General features: G+C 42.6%; 17 protein-coding genes and 1 pseudogene. 3 read left to right on the forward strand and 15 right to left on the reverse strand.

Features of this window, described 5'->3' with window-relative positions; translation table 11 throughout:
• Positions 1–310 precede the first annotated feature (310 nt).
• The gene (locus ACFPU1_RS01115) at positions 311–820 is read left to right on the forward strand and encodes a sigma-70 family RNA polymerase sigma factor (RefSeq protein WP_385937517.1); all 510 of its coding nucleotides are present in this window, start codon (positions 311–313) and stop codon (positions 818–820) included.
• 65 nt (positions 821–885) lie between these two features.
• Here the strand turns inward: ACFPU1_RS01115 and sda are convergent, their stop codons facing one another.
• The gene (gene sda, locus ACFPU1_RS01120; protein WP_385937519.1) at positions 886–1062 is read right to left on the reverse strand and encodes a sporulation histidine kinase inhibitor Sda; all 177 of its coding nucleotides are present in this window, start codon (positions 1060–1062) and stop codon (positions 886–888) included.
• 518 nt (positions 1063–1580) lie between these two features.
• Between sda and ACFPU1_RS01125 the strand changes: the two are divergent.
• Positions 1581–1835 (forward strand): annotated as a pseudogene (locus tag ACFPU1_RS01125) (transposase); the annotation flags it as partial.
• Between the two features lie 178 nt (positions 1836–2013).
• Here ACFPU1_RS01125 and ACFPU1_RS01130 read toward each other — a convergent pair.
• From ACFPU1_RS01130 to ACFPU1_RS01155, 6 genes are all read right to left on the reverse strand, one after another.
• Positions 2014–3156 (reverse strand): mannitol-1-phosphate 5-dehydrogenase, encoded by a 1143-nt coding sequence (locus tag ACFPU1_RS01130; protein WP_385937522.1) that lies wholly within the window; start codon positions 3154–3156, stop codon positions 2014–2016.
• Between the two features lies 1 nt (position 3157).
• Positions 3158–3592: a PTS mannitol transporter subunit IIA gene (locus ACFPU1_RS01135; protein ID WP_385937525.1), complete on the reverse strand. Its 435-nt coding sequence runs from the start codon at positions 3590–3592 to the stop codon at positions 3158–3160.
• A gap of 17 nt (positions 3593–3609) precedes the next feature.
• Positions 3610–5712, reverse strand: a complete 2103-nt coding sequence (locus ACFPU1_RS01140; protein WP_385937528.1) for a BglG family transcription antiterminator — start codon at positions 5710–5712, stop codon at positions 3610–3612.
• Positions 5713–5739: 27 nt separating this feature from the next.
• Positions 5740–7227: a PTS mannitol transporter subunit IIBC gene (locus ACFPU1_RS01145; protein ID WP_385937531.1), complete on the reverse strand. Its 1488-nt coding sequence runs from the start codon at positions 7225–7227 to the stop codon at positions 5740–5742.
• Positions 7228–7507: 280 nt separating this feature from the next.
• On the reverse strand, positions 7508–8353 hold the full coding sequence (locus ACFPU1_RS01150) for an N-acetylmuramoyl-L-alanine amidase (protein WP_385937534.1): 846 nt from the start codon (positions 8351–8353) through the stop codon (positions 7508–7510).
• A 308-nt stretch (positions 8354–8661) separates the two neighbouring features.
• Positions 8662–9243: a glycerol-3-phosphate responsive antiterminator gene (locus ACFPU1_RS01155; protein ID WP_385937537.1), complete on the reverse strand. Its 582-nt coding sequence runs from the start codon at positions 9241–9243 to the stop codon at positions 8662–8664.
• A gap of 126 nt (positions 9244–9369) precedes the next feature.
• Here ACFPU1_RS01155 and ACFPU1_RS01160 point away from each other — a divergent pair, with 126 nt between their 5' ends.
• Entirely contained in the window at positions 9370–10665 is a 1296-nt protein-coding gene (locus ACFPU1_RS01160; protein WP_385937540.1) for a D-serine ammonia-lyase, read from the forward strand.
• Positions 10666–10772: 107 nt separating this feature from the next.
• Here the strand turns inward: ACFPU1_RS01160 and ACFPU1_RS01165 are convergent, their stop codons facing one another.
• From ACFPU1_RS01165 to ACFPU1_RS01200, 8 genes are all read right to left on the reverse strand, one after another.
• A complete protein-coding gene (locus ACFPU1_RS01165; RefSeq protein ID WP_385937543.1) occupies positions 10773–12737 on the reverse strand; it encodes an acyltransferase family protein in 1965 nt (654 codons plus the stop codon).
• A gap of 200 nt (positions 12738–12937) precedes the next feature.
• Positions 12938–14155: a TcaA NTF2-like domain-containing protein gene (locus ACFPU1_RS01170; RefSeq protein WP_385937545.1), complete on the reverse strand. Its 1218-nt coding sequence runs from the start codon at positions 14153–14155 to the stop codon at positions 12938–12940.
• A gap of 15 nt (positions 14156–14170) precedes the next feature.
• Entirely contained in the window at positions 14171–14566 is a 396-nt protein-coding gene (locus ACFPU1_RS01175) for a hypothetical protein (protein ID WP_385937548.1), read from the reverse strand.
• A 285-nt stretch (positions 14567–14851) separates the two neighbouring features.
• Complete coding sequence (gene chbG, locus ACFPU1_RS01180) at positions 14852–15601, reverse strand: chitin disaccharide deacetylase (protein ID WP_385937551.1); 750 nt, start codon at positions 15599–15601, stop codon at positions 14852–14854.
• A gap of 452 nt (positions 15602–16053) precedes the next feature.
• Positions 16054–16740: a class D sortase gene (locus ACFPU1_RS01185; protein ID WP_385937554.1), complete on the reverse strand. Its 687-nt coding sequence runs from the start codon at positions 16738–16740 to the stop codon at positions 16054–16056.
• 166 nt (positions 16741–16906) lie between these two features.
• Positions 16907–17656: a hypothetical protein gene (locus tag ACFPU1_RS01190; RefSeq protein WP_385937557.1), complete on the reverse strand. Its 750-nt coding sequence runs from the start codon at positions 17654–17656 to the stop codon at positions 16907–16909.
• A gap of 590 nt (positions 17657–18246) precedes the next feature.
• A complete protein-coding gene (locus ACFPU1_RS01195; RefSeq protein ID WP_385937560.1) occupies positions 18247–19149 on the reverse strand; it encodes a type II secretion system F family protein in 903 nt (300 codons plus the stop codon).
• Between the two features lie 5 nt (positions 19150–19154).
• Positions 19155–20096: a type II secretion system F family protein gene (locus ACFPU1_RS01200; RefSeq protein WP_385937563.1), complete on the reverse strand. Its 942-nt coding sequence runs from the start codon at positions 20094–20096 to the stop codon at positions 19155–19157.
• Positions 20097–20099 lie beyond the last annotated feature (3 nt).

A 20099-nucleotide genomic window follows, 5' to 3' on the forward strand; every position in this document is an offset into this window, starting at 1 on the left:
CCGTCTTTTAACGATTTTAACCTTTTAAAATTTAGGAAAGTAAAGTATGGACTGTAGTCCTATTTCCCGGGAAATTCCCTGTTTTTTCGACTTTTCTTTCCCCACCCCAACATATGCACAAGAGGGCCACCTGGAAACTATCATAATTGAGTTTCCTGGCTTTTGTTTTTTACTAGATTATAGATTATAAGAAAGGAAACACTCGTAAGTTATTAAATTATGGCAAGATGTCCTCTTCCGCTCAATCTATTAAAGTGAATGTACCAATTGGAATTACAGGAAGGCGCGCCGTTCCAAAGAGGAATAGCAAATGGAGAATGATAAAACGATAGAGTCCTTTGAAGTGATAGTAGACCAATACACTCCCCTCTTACACAACATGATAAAGAGGCTTCGGATTTATAAGAATCAAGAGGAATTTATTCATGTAGGAAAAATTGCTTTATGGAAGGCTTACCACTCTTTTGATGCTGACAAAGGCACCTTTTCCTCCCTGGCCTTTTCATACGTAAGAGGAGAAATGCTTATGCTGTTAAGGAAAGAAGCAAGGTTTGCCGAGAAGCATACTGTAACAGGGGAAGAAAGAGAGCTTGATATGATTGATCCCCATAGTCTGGAGCCGGGAGGGGAAGAAGCCTCCATTGAGCCATACATTTCCATGTTGTCAGACCGGGAAAAAACGTGGGTTAAAGCTTATGTGATCCATGGCTACTCAATTAGAGAAATAGCAGCTATGCATGGTGTGTCTTCGACAACGGTAAAAACATGGCGACGAAACGCCCTTCATAAATTAAGAGAGCGTCTTCCAAAGATGCTGTAAACTTGGTAAAACAAAACGATGCCAGCAAGGCATCGTTTTTTGTCCCATCTTATGTAGAAGCCGGTTCAGGAAGCTCTTTCAAGCTCCTTCCTGGCTTTTATCTGCTGGAGAAGTTCTTTGTCTAACACTATTTCACGTCGTTCAATCTCTTCTTTCAATAAACAGATAAAATTTATTTCCAGGTCAAACGTAACCGCTTTTTGCAACGCATCTACTAAACAATCGTCAGAAATAGTGTGCACTGCCGTATCCCTCCATCCTTACTATGTTATTTTCTATATCGGCTTCCCCTAAGTCTTTTTAACCATTTTATAGTAAATAAAATAGTCATTCAATAAAAAAATGGAAAATTTTTATATTCTTTTATTTATGACCCAGGATAAAACAACTAAGATTCTAATCGAGACATTACCCAGTCAAACCTGATTGTTTTGTGTGTCCCTATTATCAAGAAAGCCGATGAATCACCGGCTCAGGTTGTTGAGAAAGTCGTCTCAACAACCTGTTTTTTCACCTTTAATAATCCGATCATTCAGATACTTATAGTATAGTATATAGTACGAAATCGCTACAGACGGACGCTTTTACCTAAAGGTACAAGTGCGTCATCCGTTCAAGCTACATTTCATTGCATGAACGGTGTCTTCTATGCCGCGGGCAGGGCCTCAGCCTCCTCGGGAAAATCACCCTGCGGGGTCTTCAGTTCCTGCTCTTCCCGCCGGAGTCGCCGTCTTTCGCTACTCAAAAAAGAGGAAAACACATGTTACGTCCAATCCGAGAGAAGCAAGTTGAATTGGAAATGGTATTGATTGATCAACTGGTCCCTGAAGACCACTTACTCCAGAAAATTGAAGCCACAATTGATTTTTCTTTTATATATGACAAAGTCAAGCCCTGCTACAGTGAAGACAACGGTCGTCCGCCCATTGATCCTGTTATGCTTTTTAAAATGATGTTTGTCGGATACCTTTACGGTATCCGTTCTGAAAGGCAGCTTGAAAGGCGCATCGGAACAGGCGCTGATGACAGCCACAGCGCAGAATATAAAGAAGATCGTCAACCACCTCACAGCCAGCTAAGGGGTGTTTTTGCATTTTAGAGCAAATAAAATGACTGGAAGACGACATTTCTCCAAAACATTAGGAACCCACGCTTTAGAAAAGCGTAGGTCCTCGACAGTCTGAGCCGATGAATCACCGGCTTTTTAAGGTCATATATTCTTTTTCAATTTTACTTACTAGTTCGTCAGGCAGGTCAGTAACCTGTTGAATCGTTTTCTCTATCCCTAGTTCATCCACCATTTCTTGAAGCTTCACACTCTCTTCGTCTTCTTGAACATCAAACAAGAAGGCAGCAGCTGCTACTGTAATGAGGTGAGGCGCTTCTATCCCCCGTTGATGGAGCTGGGAAAGCGGACTAATTAAGCGGTCGGTGCTTTTCAGCTTCCTTAACGGATTTCGTCCCACTCTTTCTACTGGATCAGAAAGGTGTGTGTTTTCAAAACGCTCAATAATCTTATTATGATAGAGTTCCATTTCTTCATTGCTGAATTGGTATTTTTCCTCTAACAGTCGACCTGTTTCGTTTAAAGCTCCCTCTACTTGGGCGCGGATGCTTTCATCAGCAAGAGCTTCCGCAACGGACGCTTGTCCATTGATAAAACCAAGATAAGCAATACAGGCGTGTCCTGTGTTTACAGTAAAGAGTTTTCTTTCAATATAAGGCGTGAGATTTTTTACATACTTTATACCTGTAAGGTTCTCTTCCTTTACCATTCCTTGCTGTTCCACAATCCATTCAAAAAATGGTTCTACTTTCACATCAAGAGAGCCATCCGTTCTTTGATTAGGAACAATGCGGTCCACTGCGGCATCTGGAAAACCTGTCATCTCAGAGATTCTTGCCCAGCTGCTTTCTGATAATTCCTCTTTTACCGCTTGCTTAAGAGTCGTGCTGGCCCCAACAGCATTTTCACATGCAATGACATGGAGAGGGCCGCCTTCTGCCTTTACCCTCTGTTCCAGCCCTGCAGCCAGAACTGGTGCAATAAAGGGAAGGATCGACACACCCACCGATACTGTAACCAGGTCAGCTCTGGCAATCGTATCAACAACTTCTGCTTTGTTTTCCTGGCTGTTAAGGGCGTACACATCGTTAATTTCGATACTTTCTTCTTTTTCCTGGGCAAGTTCAATCTGATAGCTATTTTTTTTATTGATTTCATCAATTAATGATTGCTGCACGTCAACAAAACAAATCTTGTACCCATTGTTATTTAATACTTCACCAACGAAGCCTCTTCCAATATTTCCTGCACCAAAATGGACAGCCAGCATGTTACTGTACCTCTCCAAAGTGGTTCATCAGCTCTTCCTTTGTTGTTGCAGATAAGATTTCCTGAAGGGTATCTTCCTCAGAGCAAGTAATAGCAATGTTTGAAAGGATGTTAAGATGCTCATCGCCTTTCCCTGCAATTCCAATTACAAGCTTCACCTCGTTGCCGTCCCACTCAATAGGCTCTTCTAGCAGAAGGATCGTAATACCGGATTCCAATACTTCTTTTTTTCCTTCTTCCGTACCATGAGGGATGGCAAGAAAGTTCCCCATATACGTGGAGGTCACTTCTTCTCTTTCAAACATTTTATTTACATACTCATCATTCACATACCCATGATCCTTAAGCAGTCCGCCAACGCGCTTGATGGCTTCCTCCTTTGATGAAACGTTCTCTCCAATAATGATATTCTCTTCCGTTAATACTTGTTTTGCCATGGTTTCTCCACTCCTTATTATTGTAATTTTTCCATTAAATACGCTTTAAGCTTTTTTTCTAAAAAAGAAAACAGTGTTTGTTCATTTCCATTTTCAAATATATCAATTGAAGATTCATTCTCAATCATTAATGCGCTGATATAACTCATTAACTCAATACCTTCGGAGCTCCAGTTTTCAGGAGCAAGCATGAGGAGAATACGAGTGACTTCCGTATCCTTGTTGTCCATCCCCCTGAGAATGACCGGCTTCTGCAATGGATGGACGGTAAAGGAAGGCCTCATTACATCCTCTGAACGGGTGTGAAATAAAGCGAGGCTTGTCCCGGGAATGGCCAGGCCGCCTTTTTTCTCTCTATCCAGTAAGGCTTCTGTAATCGAATCCTTATCTTTCACCCAGCCTCTGTCTTCCTGGTGTCTGCTTATATGCTTCACAATCTCACGCACGGTTTCATTGGCCGGCACTTCATTAAACTCAAACGTCTCCAACAAAGAATTAATGAGACTGCTTACCTGCTGAATCCCTTGAAAATCCGTCAGTACTTCCTCTTTGTTCCACGTTTCTTCCGAATCACGGGAGTTAGGTTCATCATTCTCTAGTTTGTTATTCTTTGTTTTCCATTCCTTCTTACTAATAAAACTCCTGATCCGTTCAACCTCTTTATCTGATAAAAATGGATTCACAAGAAAATAAGGATCCACCGATTGCAAAGGAACGGTTGATATAACAATAGTACCTGATGATATAGCGTCCTGGTTGATGTCAAAAGCAGACATGTGGCTTACCTTGCTGATCTGAGGGATCTCTCGTTCCAGCCTTGTGGCCAGCAGCTTTGATGTGCCGATTCCACTGGAGCATACAACGACAGCCTCTATATGCTGTTTATTCCTGGCCCTCTCCATTGCCGATCCAAAGTGCATGACCAAATACCCGATTTCTTCTTCTGGCATTTCATATTCAGGAAACACCTTTTCGATTTTCACCTGCAAGATAGAAAATAAAGGTCCATACCCTTTTTTTATATCCGCAAGGAGAGTGTTATAGATCTTCATACCTTGTTCGATTCGAAACAAAGCAGGCTTTAGATGGCTTACCAGTCCTTCAAGCAGTGACGTATCCTTTGCAAGGGGCATTCCAACCTCTTCTTCCACTTCCTCAATTAACCTTTTTGCTTTCAATGTAAGATCCAGCGCATCCTCCTGCAGAAGGTTCAAGCCCTCGTCCCCTTGCTTTGCTCCCAGCAAGTGCATCGCCACATAGCCAATCTCGACTTCAGGTATTTCAATGTATAACCGCTCTTCCAGCCGTTTTACAATTTTCTCTGCTGTGTCGTACTCCTTTTCTTTCCGGACTCTTTCTAAATAAGCCTCATTCTTTTCAATACTTTCCCCTTTTTGTATCCGGTCAACAGCGAGACTCAAGTGTACAACCAGGCCTGTGAAGGATACATCAGCAATGTACTCTCCTTCCTCACGTAAATCATGAAGGATCGTAAGCACCTCTTGAATAACCTTTGTATCTAAAAGATGAAGGAGCTTGTGAGAAGCCTGTTCCTGTATCATTTCCCTATTGCGATGAGCTTCCAGTAAAGAAAGGAGCTTCTCCTCTCCTATTTGTTCTGTAATCAAACGGCGGAGCGCTCGTCGTTTCTGTTTTTCATCCCCTTGAATTTCGATGCCGTAGCTTCTGCGTCTCACTATCTTTAAATCCAAAGGCTGAAGCCAGCTGTTCATTTTATTTAAATCATTGCTTATCGTAGAAATGGTGACACTTAATTCCTTAGCCAGTGTATACAGCTTAACAGGCTCTCCTTCCTGCAAAAGGATGGAGAGGAGCAGCTGTTGCCGCTCCTCCGGAGTGTACTCTACAGGTTTCACCCCATGAAGAAAGCTTTGTAACTGAGTGATTTTTTCCTCTGGTCCTGCAAGCTTCACTCCAATTCCTGCCTGTTTTTCTAACGTAAGGTCATACTCTGCTAAAATATCTTCAATTGATTGTAAATCGCGGTGAATGGTACGGGTACTGACTTTCAATGCCTCGGCGATACCTTTTACTGTAATCCCATCTTGACTGGCTAGCAAAAGCTCTAAAATGTTACGTTCTCGTGCCGATACATACATGATTTCACCCCGCTTCATAGGTGCGCGTTACTCGTTCTCTTTTAAGTCACTTACAATTTCATCGTACTTTGCACCATTCATAAAGTTGTCCACAGAAATGTGCAGCTTATCCGGCTGTTTTGCCCGTGCACGATCTGTTAAATCTTTATGGGTAATGATTAAATCAGCGTCATCTGGAATCTGGTTAATCGCTTTATTTGTAACTTCAATATCAAGGCCAGCTTTGTTTACTTTGTTCCGGAGTATGGAGGCACCCATGGCGCTTGAACCCATGCCGGCATCGCAGGCAAAAATAATTTTGTTAATCTTGTCAGGAGACAGGTCTGAAGCATGAACTTCAGTTGCTTCACCGTCTGCTGCCTGCTTTTCCATTTGCTCTTCTCCAACAAGGCTTCCAGAAACACTACTTTTCTTTCCTTTCATTGTTTCCATCTTGGACGTTGCTTCTTCAAGCCCTTCTTCTGATTTACCTTTTACTGTTTTTAGAATGATTGCACCGACAACAAAGGATACAGCAGTGGAAACAATAACACCAGCCAGCATACCAATGTGATCTCCCTGCGGCGTCATGGCAAGATAAGCAAAGAAACTTCCTGGCGACGGCACCGCTACAAGGCCGACATTAAACAGTCCGAAAGTAAACACTCCACTCATGCCACCAGCAATAACAGCAAGAATCAGCATTGGCTTCATGAGGATGTATGGGAAGTAAATTTCATGGATACCCCCAAAGAAATGAATAAATCCTGCGCCACCTGCAGACATCTTTGCCGCGCCTTTTCCAAACAGCATAAAGGCAAGCAATACTCCAAGACCAGGTCCTGGGTTTGATTCAAGCATAAACAAGATCGATTTCCCGGTCTCTGTAGCCTCCTGCATTCCAAGAGGACCTAAGATTCCATGGTTAATGGCATTGTTTAAGAAAAGCACCTTAGCGGGTTCAATAAAAATACTCGCTAATGGAAGAAGACCTGCATCAACGATCACACGAACGCCTGCAGCCAGTACCTGGTTCAAGGCAACAACAACCGGTCCTACTCCTTGATAAGCAACCAGAACCAGACCAAAGGCAAGAAATCCTGCGGTAAAGTTGTTGACCAGCATTTCAAATCCTGATCTGACTTTCCCTTCAAAAAACTGGTCAATCTTTTTAATGAGGTAACCGCCAAGAGGCCCCATAATCATAGCCCCAATAAACATTGGGATATCCGCCCCGACGATAACACCCATCGTAGCTGTGGCTCCAACCACTCCTCCACGCAAATCATAAACCATACGTCCGCCTGTAAACGCAATCAAAAGCGGAAGCAAATAAATGATCATAGGGTCAACCAGTTCTGCTAAATTCTCATTTGGTGTCCAGCCCGTTTCAATAAAGAGAGCCGTAATCAGACCCCATGCAATAAACGCTCCTATATTCGGCATAATCATGCCGCTTAAATAACTGCCAAAACGCTGAACTTTCGCTTTTAACCCTGTTCCGCTTTGCTCTGGCGCTGTATTAGTATTAGCCATTTTTGTTCCTCCTACTTCCCTTTGACTTATACTCTAATAATAAAGCGCTCTCATCATGGTTCTCAATGTAATCTAATTGTGATTTCGTCACCACGCTTGTTGACAAAATTGAAAACAGCATTTGCCAATGAAAAATCATCTTGTAATTCAAGGGGTTATATATAGAAAGCTTCTCCTGGATTTCCCCCCTTCTGTCCCGGTCAATGGTCTATTCATGTATGTCTCTCTCCATATAAAAAAGACCTAAGTTCGCGAACTCAGATCTCTCACACTATTTTATTTATTTGCTGCTGTAATAATTTTCGATTCCTTGCACGATGGCATTGGCTGCTTTTTCCCGGAACTCATTGGTTTTTAATTGTTCGGCATCTGAAGCATTGTCTACAAATGCTATTTCAACCAAGGTCGCCGGCATGGCTGTTTCATTTAAAACAGCAAAGTGTGCGTCATGTACGCCTCGATCAGTGGTGCCTAATTCTCTTATCAGCTCTTCCTGGATAGATTCTGCCAGTTCTTTTCCTTCATTGCTAACTGGGTGATGGTAGGTTTCTGATCCTTCCGCACTTCCATCAAAGGCATTTGCGTGGATACTTACAAACGAGTCGGCGTCTGCTTGATTTGCAATTTGGGCTCTTTCAGAGAGACCCACGTATGTATCTGCAGTTCTTGTCATCACTACCTCAGCCCCTGCATTCCTAAGCTTCTCCTCTACGCGCAGCCCGACATCCAAAGCAATTTCTTTTTCCTGAAGTCCAAATGCTTCAGCGCCTGGGTCGCTTCCCCCGTGCCCGGGGTCAATGGCTATCGTTTTACCTTGGACGGCTGAGGGTGCATTATTCAACGTAACGTAAGTCATGCTTATGTAACCGACTCCACCGTTATAGTCAATTTGTGCCCAATTATGTTCATCAATGCTATGGATCGTAACTTGTGTTCCGTTAGATAACCCCCCGATAATGGTTGAACCAGAATTAGGCTGGGCTCTCACATTCAAACCATTCTGCACACCTGTGACCGTCCCAAGCTGTGAATCCTGGGCAGCATTCCCCTGGTTTGCTTGTCCCGTCAAGGTGACAGCAATTACCATGAGCAGCATGGCGGCAAACTTTGTCATTTTTCTTGTCATTTTCAACTCCCTTTCTACTTTGTATACTGGAATGAAATATTATATGAAAAAAGAATTAGCTGCTCACTAGGCTACTTGCTTTTATCTACTAGGAGAAGCCTTTTTTGCTAGATTAGTAAACTAGTAGCTGTTACCATTGATTCCCCATAGTAATTAAGTAGAAGCGGGTATGGCGGTATATTCAGAGGTTTATGCAAATAAACTTTCCCGTAATATTGAGAAAAAAGAATGAGTTTGAGGAAAAGGGACTTTCTTCTCTCAAAAAAACCCGCATTCTTAAACGAATACGGGTAAAACACAACAATCTATTATACTTCAGAATTCCATAGTTTCTTACTGCCGCAGGAAGCCGCTACCGCTCCAGCATCCAGTGCTTCCTGGATTTCATCCAATGTTTCTATTAATCCACCTGCGATAAGGGGAAGTGAGGTTTGTTCTGACAGCCTGTTTATGACCTTTGGTATCACGCCAGGTAAAATTTCCACTGCATCGGGCCTGGATGACTCTACCATTTGTATCCCTTTGTCAATCGCAGATTTATCAATTAAGAAGAACCGTTGGATGGTCAGCATTCCTTCTTCTTTTCCGTAGCGAATCACTTGATTCTTTGTCGAAATAATTCCCTCTGGCTTAGCTTGTCTGGCAACATAGCGAACGCCGCTTCGATCATTGGCGACTCCCTCTACAAAATCCAAGTGGACAAACACCTTCATTCCCGCCTGCTGCAAGGCTTTTACATAATTAGGGAGGCTCATGACATCCCCCATCATGAGAAACGCGATGCTGCACTTGCTATCCATTGCTTCATCCAGCCTTTTTGGGGAACTGATTGCCGCAATAATCGGTGATTTCATCATATCTGTAAATGACTGTTTCTTCTTTTCCGCCATTTATTACCCCTCTTTATCACGTGTTATGGTTATGGTGTTATCGTATGGATTTCACGCATGGTTGTCAATTTCTCGTCTCTCTCCTCGTGTCAGAATGCTACAATACAAGTAAGTGAGGTGACTGTTATGAATCAATCTGAGCTGCAATTCTACATAGAAAAATACCCTGTATTCCAAAACATCATAGATGCCAAAGAAGTATACTGGACCAACCCCAACTGTGAGCCCGATGCGCCTTTGCCTGTTCAAGGTCTTGATGAATCTGTTATCTATGAAGCCGTCAAACGTTTTAAGAGATTTGAACCTTTGATGGCTAAAGCATTTCCTGACTCTTCTCCTGATGGGATCATTTCTTCTTCCTTAGAAGAAATCCCCCACATGAAAGCTTCGTTAGAGCAGGATACTGGAGAATCTATCAAAGGGAGACTGTTTTTAAAATGTGACAATGAATTGCCGGTCGCAGGCTCTATTAAAGCGCGCGGTGGCTTTCACGAAATTTTCACCTGGGCGGAGAAGCTGGCTTTACAAGCAGGCATTCTTACAAGCAAAGAAGATGATTATTCAAAGCTTTTACATGAAGAAAGCAGAAAGATCTTCTCACGTTATTCTATTGCAGTCGGATCGACTGGAAACCTGGGTTTAAGCATTGGAATCATGAGTGCTGAATTAGGGTTTACCGTAGATGTGCATATGTCGCAGGACGCCAAAGAGTGGAAGAAGGAGCTCCTTCGTGAAAAAGGAGTGAACGTTCATGAATATGAAACAGACTATAGTGCTGCCGTGGCGCAAGGCCGGAAGCAATGCGAAGCAGATCCACGCTGTCACTTCGTAGATGATGAAAATTCTGTTCATTTATTTGCCGGGTACTCTGCTGCTGCCCTTGAAGTAAAGGAACAATTAGAAGAACAGGGAATCACGGTCAGTAAAGAGCGGCCACTTTATGTCTATCTTCCATGCGGTGTCGGCGGAGGACCGGGCGGGGTGGCATTTGGCTTGAAGCATGTCTTTGGTGAACATGTCCGTTGTTATTTTGCTGAACCGGTGCAATCTCCTTGTATGCTCCTTGGGCTGTTAACAGGAAAGCATGCTGACATTTCTGTTCAAGACGTCGGACTGGATAATATTACAGAAGCGGATGGCCTTGCTGTCGGCACACCGTCTTCCTTTGTAGGAAAAGTTATGGATCCTCTGCTTTCCGGGATTTACACGATAAGAGATGACGTGCTCTACCACTATTTACGTATTCTTAAGGATACAGAAGGCACCTATCTCGAGCCTTCTGCCCTTGCCGGCATGGCCGGGCCATACCGGACAAACAACCAGGATAAATCTAACGCTATTCATATTGTGTGGGGAACAGGGGGAGCCCTTGTACCGGAAGAGGTAAGAACGGATGGGTATGAAAAAGGGAAAAAGAGCTGAGTGTCTACAGCTTTTCTACGTAGATAAGAAGAAAAAGCTGGCCCTAGGTCTGGGCCAGCTTCTAATTAGACTTAAAATCTCACAATCAATCTTCTGAATTCTACCTTCTACTGAAGGTTATTTAAGACAGGAAGAAGTTCCTCTTTTAATTCTGGGGCAATCTTTTTAGAAAATGTTGCTGTAAGATGATGAAAGTCCCTATAAACAAGTACATTATCTACTACTGAGTAACATACATCTTCTTCACAGAAGGAATCGCTTAAATCTGCATAATGAACGTTACTTGGAGGATTATCCAATTTTTCCCACGGGCTATTTGAAGGTAAAATTTCTTCTCTATCTATTGCGCACTCCTGAGCATAGGGTCCATTTTCTTCTACACAAGAAGGTGGATCAAACTCAAACCTTGGGTTGTCTCTTACAGCAAACACCGGTATCTCCTCTTCATTCAATGTTTCCCAGTGCTCCACATAACCTTTTGGTACTTCATCTAATTCTGTTGCGTCAGCGGTCGTAAATACCAAATCAGGTTTTTCAGAAAGAAGGACTTCCATCATATTATCATTCCATTCTTGACAATCCTCTTTATCCTCTCTTTGGTCAGTTGAAAAACGGCAACCGCTTTTTGTATAACTTCTGACTTCTATATCTTCTTCCCCCGCAATCACTTCAAGAGCAGGAAGCCAATGAGCAGAATGAGATCCTCCAACCAAAGCAAGAGTAATAGCAGGATTTTCTGTATTACCATACTTACACTCTATGACTTCAGACTTCCCTTCTCCCTGATGACAATCCTCGTTATAAATCCTGGGAACATCATCTCTTGCCTGCAATGGCGTAGGAGTTACTCCCTCATCTTTATTTTGTAGTTCTCCTTCGACCGAGATAGTTGAACTTGCTCCATGAGCCATATACTGAATGGTCCCGTACCATAAAGAAGATAATAATAGAACGGGAACCAAAAATGCGGCTGAAGCCGCTCCCGTTTTCCATTTAGTATTTAGCCTTTTGCCTTTTCTAATAGGTGTCTCCACAAATCTTGTAGTTAAGTGAGCTAGTAAAGTCGCAAGCACTATGAGTAACACACCATGAAAAATACTAACCACTTCGTTACCTGTTAAAATATAATAAAAAATCAGCACAGGCCAATGCCACAAATAAAAACCATATGAAATACTACCAAATTTGACTAAAGGTTTGGAACTTAATACGCGGTGAACTCCCAGGGTTCCTCCTTGGTTTCCTGCCAAAAGGATAAACACTGCACTTAAGGTTGGCCACAACGCTGCATACCCCGGAAAAACAGCGGAAACCTGCAAGATAATCCCGCACGACAAAAGACCAATAAATCCAAGCCACCCTAACACCAGACTCACTGATTTATTTAGCACAATGTTTGAGATTAATAAGGCAATAATCCCTCCAAGACAAAACTCCCAAACTCGCGTAAAGGTATCAAAATAAGCCCACGGCTGATTTACTTCAGTCATATAGACTGAATAAACAAATGAACAAACGAATACCGCTAGCAAAGTTTTTAAAAAAGCTGCCCTTATGGAGGTTTTAAATAGATTCTTCGCCAGTAATACAGAAATGAACAAAACCAATGGCCAAAGAAGATAAAACTGGCCTTGTATGGACATGGCCCAAAAATGCTGAAAAGGGCTCGCTTCATTGTTTTTAGCTAGATAATCTACTGATTGTTGCGCCAGCTGCCAGTTTTGAAAGTACAAGGCAGAAGCAAAGACTTCAGAAACAGCTTGACTCCATCTAACTTGTGGAAGCCAAAGCAAACATGCAATTGTGACTACAAACAGAACAGTAAAGGCCGCAGGGAATAACCTTTTTGACAGTCTCAAAACAAAGTTAGAAAAATCGATCCTATTGTCCCTTTCTAGCCCTCTAATTAAGGAGGTTGTAATTAAAAACCCGGAAACGACAAAGAATACATCTACTCCGCCCGATACAGTTCCTAGCCAAATATGATAAACCGCAACAAGGATTGCTGCCACAGCACGTAACCCTTCAATTTCCGTTCTTATCTTTCTATCAGGTTGTCTGTATAAATCCACGTTTCCCCATCCTAACCAATAATAATGACATGAAAAAAGTGATGCTGCGGGCAGCATCACTTCATTATAGTATATCGGTTATCACCAACATAGAGATATTTTTCGTTTTTGTTAATGTTAGAAAATAGGCAGATCACCCTATCTATTTTCGATAAATAATGGAAACTACCATTACACTGTAACTATCTTTTTACCAAAAATTACTGACCCTCAATATCTGCCAATCGAAATCCTCCATCATAGGATTTTACTTCGTATTTCCAAAGATTTTCTACCTCTTTTACATCACCGTCACTGCTGATAATTAAATGAACCTCAAATACCCGTACATAGGTGATTCCATTTTCTTCATATATATCTTCTATCACGTATTCTACTAATTCTTCTTTTGTCCCTTGTTCTGATAGATTACTAATTAAGCTTTCCTGGGCATCTTGAAGGTTGCTGCCAGGATAAATGTATGGAGCTACGATATTATAATTACCAGCGTTCACAGCTTCCACAAAGTGATACTGATAGTTTGCTACTAAGCTTTGAATTCTTTCTTCCTTTGAAGGAGTTTCTATTTCATGTGCTTGAAGATAGGAACCATCTAAATCAATTTCTTCTATCGTACCCAGACTTTCAAGCCCTGCAAGGGGACTGGCAAAGAGAACCGTCGAACGGTCGTATGCTTCCTGAAGATGCAGCTCTGCATAATACAAATTATCCCACAGTAATTCCAATGCTAGATGGTTTTCATAGTAATCATAGTAATAATCACTGATTATTGTATGCATGGATTGGCAGGCTTCCTGCAGATACCAAACCCCATTCATGTACTGATCATCAAAAGAAACATAGCCGGCAGGCGGGTTCGTGATCAATGCATGATCACCCAGAACGTCAACCGCTTCTTTCAGCCTGTTTAACAAGGATTGAATATTTGCGTCTGACTCATTTCCTTCCAGCTTCTTGACTTCCGCATCCACTAAATCAAAAGCGAATGTGATCTCATCGATATGTTCAGCGATCTCTCTTTCATATCTTTCCTCGGCAGCCCTTTTGCTATCCTCAATTGACCGGCTTTCCTTTTCTTCACTGTAGTCTTCCCTGCTTTTTCCTTCTTCAGCTTTTTCCTCATCTTTCTTGTCAGCTTCATTTCCTGAAGCTTCTTCCTCTTCTTCCTGTGCAGTCGATTCCTCTTCTTCTATCTCCTCTGCCGTTTCCTCTGCCGCCGTTTGAGTGACTCTCGGTTGTAAGGTATCTTCATGGAAAAACAAAAAGACAACAGCCGCTCCTGTCAGGACTGTGGCAAATAAAAAGATACCCATGGAAGATCGTTTTTTAATTAATGCATAAATAAAGGAGGCAAAGCTTGCACATGCAAGTAAAAAGATTCCTATTAAGATAAGTTCCATTGTCGTTAGTGCGCCCACAGCTCTTCCCTCCTTTTAGTTGTTATAGTAAACTTCCATTTCCCACTCTTCTTTGTCAGGGTCATAAAGCATCCACATTTCATATCTTTCTCGTATTTGTGCACCATTTTCGTTTTGTGCATCTACATGGCTTTCCACACGGTAACGGTCGCCGCCCAAATACTCAACTTCTGATTCATTCATTGGTGCCCAAACAGCCGTGGACGGGGCAATCAGCTCCTCTTCATAAAACTCCTGGGACTGTTTTAATACCTCGCTTCGATCGGCTCCGCTTGCTTCCATTCCCCCGCCCATCATTCCAAACAAAAACGCCATTCCAATCCCCAGCACTATCCCTAAGCTTGCTCCCACCCAAAACTGCATTCCTAAGACATTGGCCTTTTTCGGTTCTACTGACTGCTCCTCTGACATTTCCCTTCCCCCTTATGTATGATTTTGACTTTCAAGCCTGCTGACTGTGAAAAAAGACAGATCACTAACAGAGAATTACAGCCTATATAAATGGAAAAATATACTTATATTTTACGACTTTAGAAATGAAAATTCACTACTTTGTTGAAATTAAAGTTTTTTTAAAAAAGGAATAAAGGTTTAACATATAAAAAAGCTGCCCTTTAGGTGGTAAATACCAGCAGGACAGCCTTCTTTTTATATGGAATTTATTTTGGAAAATCTGATTTTCATTGAGGGGCATTGTTATGTTGTACAGAATTTCTCTCTATTTCTTCTTTCAGCGAGCCTCATGCCTTTCGGAAGCTGGATAGCCGTTAACAGTTCAAGCTCTTTTTCACGTCTCTCCAGAAATGAAGAAATATTTCTTAAGTCGTCATCAATGAAGCCTGGGTGAACCATGACTTCAACCACTTCCTCTGTGCTCACTTCTTTTTGAAGTTTGTGAAAGTACTTTAGGCCTGTGCCGTTTTTATAGAAATCATCACGGAAAATAGCAGTGTGAAGCTGAATTCCTTGTGACTTTGTGTTCTGGAACACATTACGGACCGGAAGAGAATATTCCTTGGAAAGCTTATGGATGACCGGATAGAGAGGGTCCCATCCGTGAATATGGTGGTGGCTGTCTATGTGTGTCGGGTAGATCCCGAAAGAAAGAAAGGTTTGTAATTGTGCCCGCCATTCTTTTTCCACGTCAGAAACGTTAATCTCTTTTGGATCAACTTCTCGGTAGGTCTTTGTCAGTTTAAAGCTGCCTTCCTCGTTAACAAGAGAAGGAACATCGGATCTTACCGGACTGCCGCAGGACAAGGTAAGATGGATGCCGACACCAAGGTCAGGATAATCCTTCATTTTCCTTACAGCATCCTTTGTGCCAGGCATGTTCACAAGCAAAGTGGTAGAGTTGACGATACCATCTGTATGGGCTTTGATGATTCCATCATTAACTCCTCGAGTCAAACCAAAATCATCAGCATTTATAATTAATGTAGTCATGGTTCCTCCTGAACGTCTTTCTGAATCATGCGTTCATCTTACCACGATTCCAGTCCAAAGCTCCATTTTTCAGTGCCTGCATTTTTGGGTGGTGCCTGGGTGGTGCCTGGCACCCCTACGCGTTGTAACACTGTTGTCATACATTCATCCACGTAATCCTTGCCACCAAAGCATTTCCCTGTTCCTCCCATTTTGGGTGCCTGGCACCCCTACGCGTTGTAACACTGCTGTAATGCATTCAACCGTGAAACCCTTGTCACCAAAGCATTTACCTGTTCCTCCCACTTTGGGTGCCTGGCACCTCTACCTGCTGTAACTCTGTTGTAATACATTCAACACCGTAACCCCTGCCGCTAAAGGATTTACCTTATAATCCCAATTAAGGTGCCAGGCACCGCTTTACTACCGCAACAATAAAAGAGCGCTTCCCAATGCAGGGAGCGCCCTAAAGGTTATTCCTGTTCTACTGGATAAGCATAGATAACGTATCTTTCCGGTGCATTTCCAAGATAGCTGAAAGGGTAACAAGTAGACAAAGTTAATACTTCTTCATCCATAGAACGGATGACGCTTGTATCGTCCTTGTCGACAATTTCAGTTTCTTTCATTTCATATTCAAACTTTCCATAAGGAAGCTCAACGATAAAGTTATCTCCTTTTTCCAGCTCGTCAAAGTTAGTAAAAACTGTATCACGATGACCAGATAACAAAATTTGATCCCCATCCATAGGAAGAACTGTACTAGGAAGATGACCGACACCCCTGTCAAGCTGCTCATCATCTACACCACCGATGATGGGAAGAGACTCATCCAGTTTAGGGATGTGTAAAAGTCCTATCACTTCATTTACTTGTGGTTCAAATTCTTCTTTTGTCATCGAAGGAGGCTCTTCGTTAATCATATGAGGGGGTTTATTTTCTTCAAACTCACCTTCCGTGTGAGCCGCACTATCGTCATGTCTTTGTAAAGTCTCATCCTGAGCTTCTTCCTCGTAGGAGTTGTCACTTCCTCCCAGCAAAGCTTCAGCATCTCCTAAAGCACCAGATGTACTGTTACTTTGGTTCAAATATAAAAAGATATTGGCTGAGATAAGGACAATGCCAATCACAAAAAGCCAATTCGATATTTTTCTTATCATCATTTCTCCTCCTTACACATTCAGTTCTCCTGATCAGGAAGAATGTTTTCTAATCATTACATAGCCTTTTCCCCTTTCTTGGAGTAATAGAAATATATGTAGGATACATTTTGAAAAAAGCCCCACTAGGCAGCTAGTGGGGGCGATTACCATCACTTATTTTATCTTACTCTTCTCTTCTTTTACCAAAGATTCTTCCAGCCCAGCTTGCCATTAGCGCTGCAATACCAATAGCACCTAGGTTAAAGATCCCTGCTGCAGTATCAGGAAGTGTTTCACCTTCACCAGTATGCTCGTCATCGCCGTAGGCATCGTCTGCATCAGTGTCAGTGTCTTCATCGTACTCATCATCATCATCATCGTCGTCATCATCATCGTCGTCATCGTCGTCGTCCACTACATCATCATCGTCATCATCGTCATCGTCGTCGTCCACTACATCATCATCGTCGTCATCGTCATCATCATCATCATCATCGTCATCGTCGTCATCCACTACATCATCATCATCGTCATCGTCGTCATCGTCGTCGTCCACTACATCATCATCATCGTCGTCATCATCATCGTCGTCGTCATCGTCGTCGTCCACTACATCATCATCATCGTCATCGTCGTCATCGTCGTCGTCCACTACATCATCATCATCGTCGTCATCATCATCGTCATCGTCGTCATCGTCGTCCTCATCTGCATCTGCATCTAAGTCAGTGCCTTCTTCTTCAGCATCATCTTGAGCTTCTGCCACATCAGGTCCGAACGCTAGTAAACTATCATCATCTTCTGCATCAGCTGCGCCTGCACTCATTGGTAGCGCAATAATAGAGGCAGCGGCTAGTACACTGACAGTCTTTTTATGTGACCTTTTTCTGTTTCGTTCCATCTTTTGTCTGTAATCAATTCTGTTATTGCTCATTTCAAATACCCTCCTATAATTTTCCCCTAAATACAAACAAGTTGTACGGAGTCGTCAGGAAAAGTAGCTTGAGCCATTGCTTTGGTAAAATGTCTGGCAGATTGTATTTTAGATAGAAGTCGAAGTTAGTATAAAGGGAGCATTTTTTTACATTTAGTAATCATTGTAAAGCAGTTCTCTTTTTTAGCTTCTTTGCTCTTTACACTTCCTTTAAACTACCCTCACCTCCAGTATAGTAATAGGCTAAATGATAGAAACTTGATGTTTCATTATGTGTGTTTCCCAGCAGTTATGTGAGATAAACGTACAATAACGGAAAAATATGAAAAACTATGGTAAATGGTGCCTTTAATGGTGCCTGGCACCCCTGCAGTATGTAACATCCCTGTAACACGAAATACGCTGCAACCCCTGGCACTAATGGTTTCTTCCTTTTTCGCCATGCCAGGGTGCCAGGCACCCACCCCCGCTGTATGTAACATCTCTGTAACAGGAAACACACTGCAACCCTTGGTACTAATGGATTTTTACTTAATTGATCAAGCGAGGTGCCTGGCACCCCGCTGCGCCTTGCTGGAGGCACCCCTACGTTAGAAGCTTTCAAGAAGCTGGAGCATTGCGGGACCTAGGAGAATAATAAATAGGGTCGGGAAAATGAACAGAATTAAAGGAAACATCATTTTAATTGGTGCTTTCATGGCGGCTTCCTCTGCTCGCTGCTTACGCTTTTCCCGAATATCATCCGTCTGCACTCGCAGCACAGATACCATCCCTATTCCTAACTTTTCTGCCTGGATGACGTTATAAATGAAAGCTTTCAGCTCTTCTACATCTAAACGCTCATTAATCCCGCTCAGTGCTTCTTTTCTTGTTTTCCCAAGCCTTATTTCTTCAAGGCACACTTTGAATTCGTCAGCCAGCACCCCTTTTTTCTTCGCCACCACTTTACTCAGCGCAGCGTCAAAACCAAGGCCTGCTTCAAGACTGATCGTCAGCAAGTCTAATGTATCAGGAAGCTCCTTTAACGCAAGCTTGCTTCGTTTCTGTGCTTTCATCTTCAAATATTGCTTTGGCAGTAAGACAGCGGCTCCTGTGGAAGCTGCCGCTATCAGCAACAAGAATAAGGCATCTGCTCGGAGTAAAAAAGCATACCCTGCTCCCATTGCAGGAAAAAGAATAAGAAGAGCCAGCTGGAAGATCTTAAACTCTACCGGACTAAAGCCAAAAGGCTGTCCTGCCTGCAGCAGCCTGATTTCCAATTGCGTTGCCTTTTCTTTGTTCAGCTTTCTTTGGAATTTTCTCTTCGAATTTTTCCAAAAAGGATCAATCACCCGCTCATAGAAAGAGCGATCGTCTACTTCACCTGCATCGCCTATGTCTGAAAAATAGACCTTTATTCGTTGCTCCACGCTTTTTCTTTCCGCCCGAAAAGCAAAGAACGCGTAGAAAAGAAGAGTGGCAAATGTAAAGAACCCCATATATAAGGAAAACATCTTTCTTACACCTCAATTGTCGTTATTTTTCGAACGAGGAAAAAGCCGATGACTCCGCCTATGACTGCTGCCACTAGCATTCCTTGCCCTATCGGATGAATAAATAGCGTGCTCATATATTCCGGGTTCATCATGTAGATAAGAACTCCGAGACCGACAGGAAGGAGACTGATTATGATTCCTGAAAGCCTTCCTTGAGCAGTCAGTGTCTTAACCTGCCCTTCTATCTTGGAACGCTCCCTGGTTGTTTCCACAAGCTTGTCTAAGAGATAAGCAAGATTTCCGCCAACCTGCCTTTGGATTAAAATAGCTTCAACCAGTAAATCCAGGTCTTCGCTAGGCATTCTGTCTTTCCATGCCACCAGTGCGTCCTCCAGGGTCGTTCCGTATTGCATGGATTTTAATACAAGCTGAACTTCCTCTCTAATAGGGGAATATGACTCTTCTGCCACCATTTGCAGAGACTGAGGAAAGCTGAAACCTGCTCGCAGGGAGCCAGTAATAGATGTAATCATTCCAGGGAGTCCTTCATTAAATTGCTTCATTCGTTTTTTCTGTTTAGCCTTCAGCCACATTTTTGGCATCAAGTACCCAACCATTCCCCCTGCCGCCATTAAGATCAGCTGACTGGTTAAAAGGTGCATCAGTCCCCCTGCGATCAAGATAGCAAACACTTGAAACACAATAAATTCCTCAGGCTTTATCGGCACACCAGCTACACTCAGCTGCTGTTCCAGTTTATCTTTTTTCTTGCTGGGCTTTTTCTTTTTTACTATAAGCAGCTTGAGTTTCTGGTTCCCATTTTTCAGCAAGCCTTTTATCGTTACAGGCTCTCTAATCTTCTCCGCTTCTGCGTCTGCGGCTTCTTTTTTCGCACGAAAAAGAGTGATCGACCACAGCAGGAGAAAGGAGGTTAAAAACACAGAAAGCACCAATAATATGGTCATCTT

This window comes from Thalassorhabdus alkalitolerans, from assembly GCF_042656525.1.
GTDB lineage: Bacteria > Bacillota > Bacilli > Bacillales > Marinococcaceae > Thalassorhabdus > Thalassorhabdus alkalitolerans.

Coding starts and splice junctions, on each gene's coding strand:
- ACFPU1_RS01155 (WP_385937537.1), bottom strand. CDS start 9,243: ATGGCGGAAAAGAAGAAACAGTCATTTACAGATATGATGAAATCACCG.
- ACFPU1_RS01200 (WP_385937563.1), bottom strand. CDS start 20,096: ATGACCATATTATTGGTGCTTTCTGTGTTTTTAACCTCCTTTCTCCTG.
- ACFPU1_RS01190 (WP_385937557.1), bottom strand. CDS start 17,656: ATGAGCAATAACAGAATTGATTACAGACAAAAGATGGAACGAAACAGA.
- ACFPU1_RS01175 (WP_385937548.1), bottom strand. CDS start 14,566: ATGTCAGAGGAGCAGTCAGTAGAACCGAAAAAGGCCAATGTCTTAGGA.
- ACFPU1_RS01115 (WP_385937517.1), top strand. CDS start 311: ATGGAGAATGATAAAACGATAGAGTCCTTTGAAGTGATAGTAGACCAA.
- ACFPU1_RS01135 (WP_385937525.1), bottom strand. CDS start 3,592: ATGGCAAAACAAGTATTAACGGAAGAGAATATCATTATTGGAGAGAAC.
- ACFPU1_RS01150 (WP_385937534.1), bottom strand. CDS start 8,353: ATGACAAGAAAAATGACAAAGTTTGCCGCCATGCTGCTCATGGTAATT.
- ACFPU1_RS01195 (WP_385937560.1), bottom strand. CDS start 19,149: ATGTTTTCCTTATATATGGGGTTCTTTACATTTGCCACTCTTCTTTTC.
- ACFPU1_RS01185 (WP_385937554.1), bottom strand. CDS start 16,740: ATGATAAGAAAAATATCGAATTGGCTTTTTGTGATTGGCATTGTCCTT.
- ACFPU1_RS01130 (WP_385937522.1), bottom strand. CDS start 3,156: ATGCTGGCTGTCCATTTTGGTGCAGGAAATATTGGAAGAGGCTTCGTT.
- ACFPU1_RS01140 (WP_385937528.1), bottom strand. CDS start 5,712: ATGTATGTATCGGCACGAGAACGTAACATTTTAGAGCTTTTGCTAGCC.
- ACFPU1_RS01160 (WP_385937540.1), top strand. CDS start 9,370: ATGAATCAATCTGAGCTGCAATTCTACATAGAAAAATACCCTGTATTC.
- ACFPU1_RS01145 (WP_385937531.1), bottom strand. CDS start 7,227: ATGGCTAATACTAATACAGCGCCAGAGCAAAGCGGAACAGGGTTAAAA.
- chbG (WP_385937551.1), bottom strand. CDS start 15,601: ATGACTACATTAATTATAAATGCTGATGATTTTGGTTTGACTCGAGGA.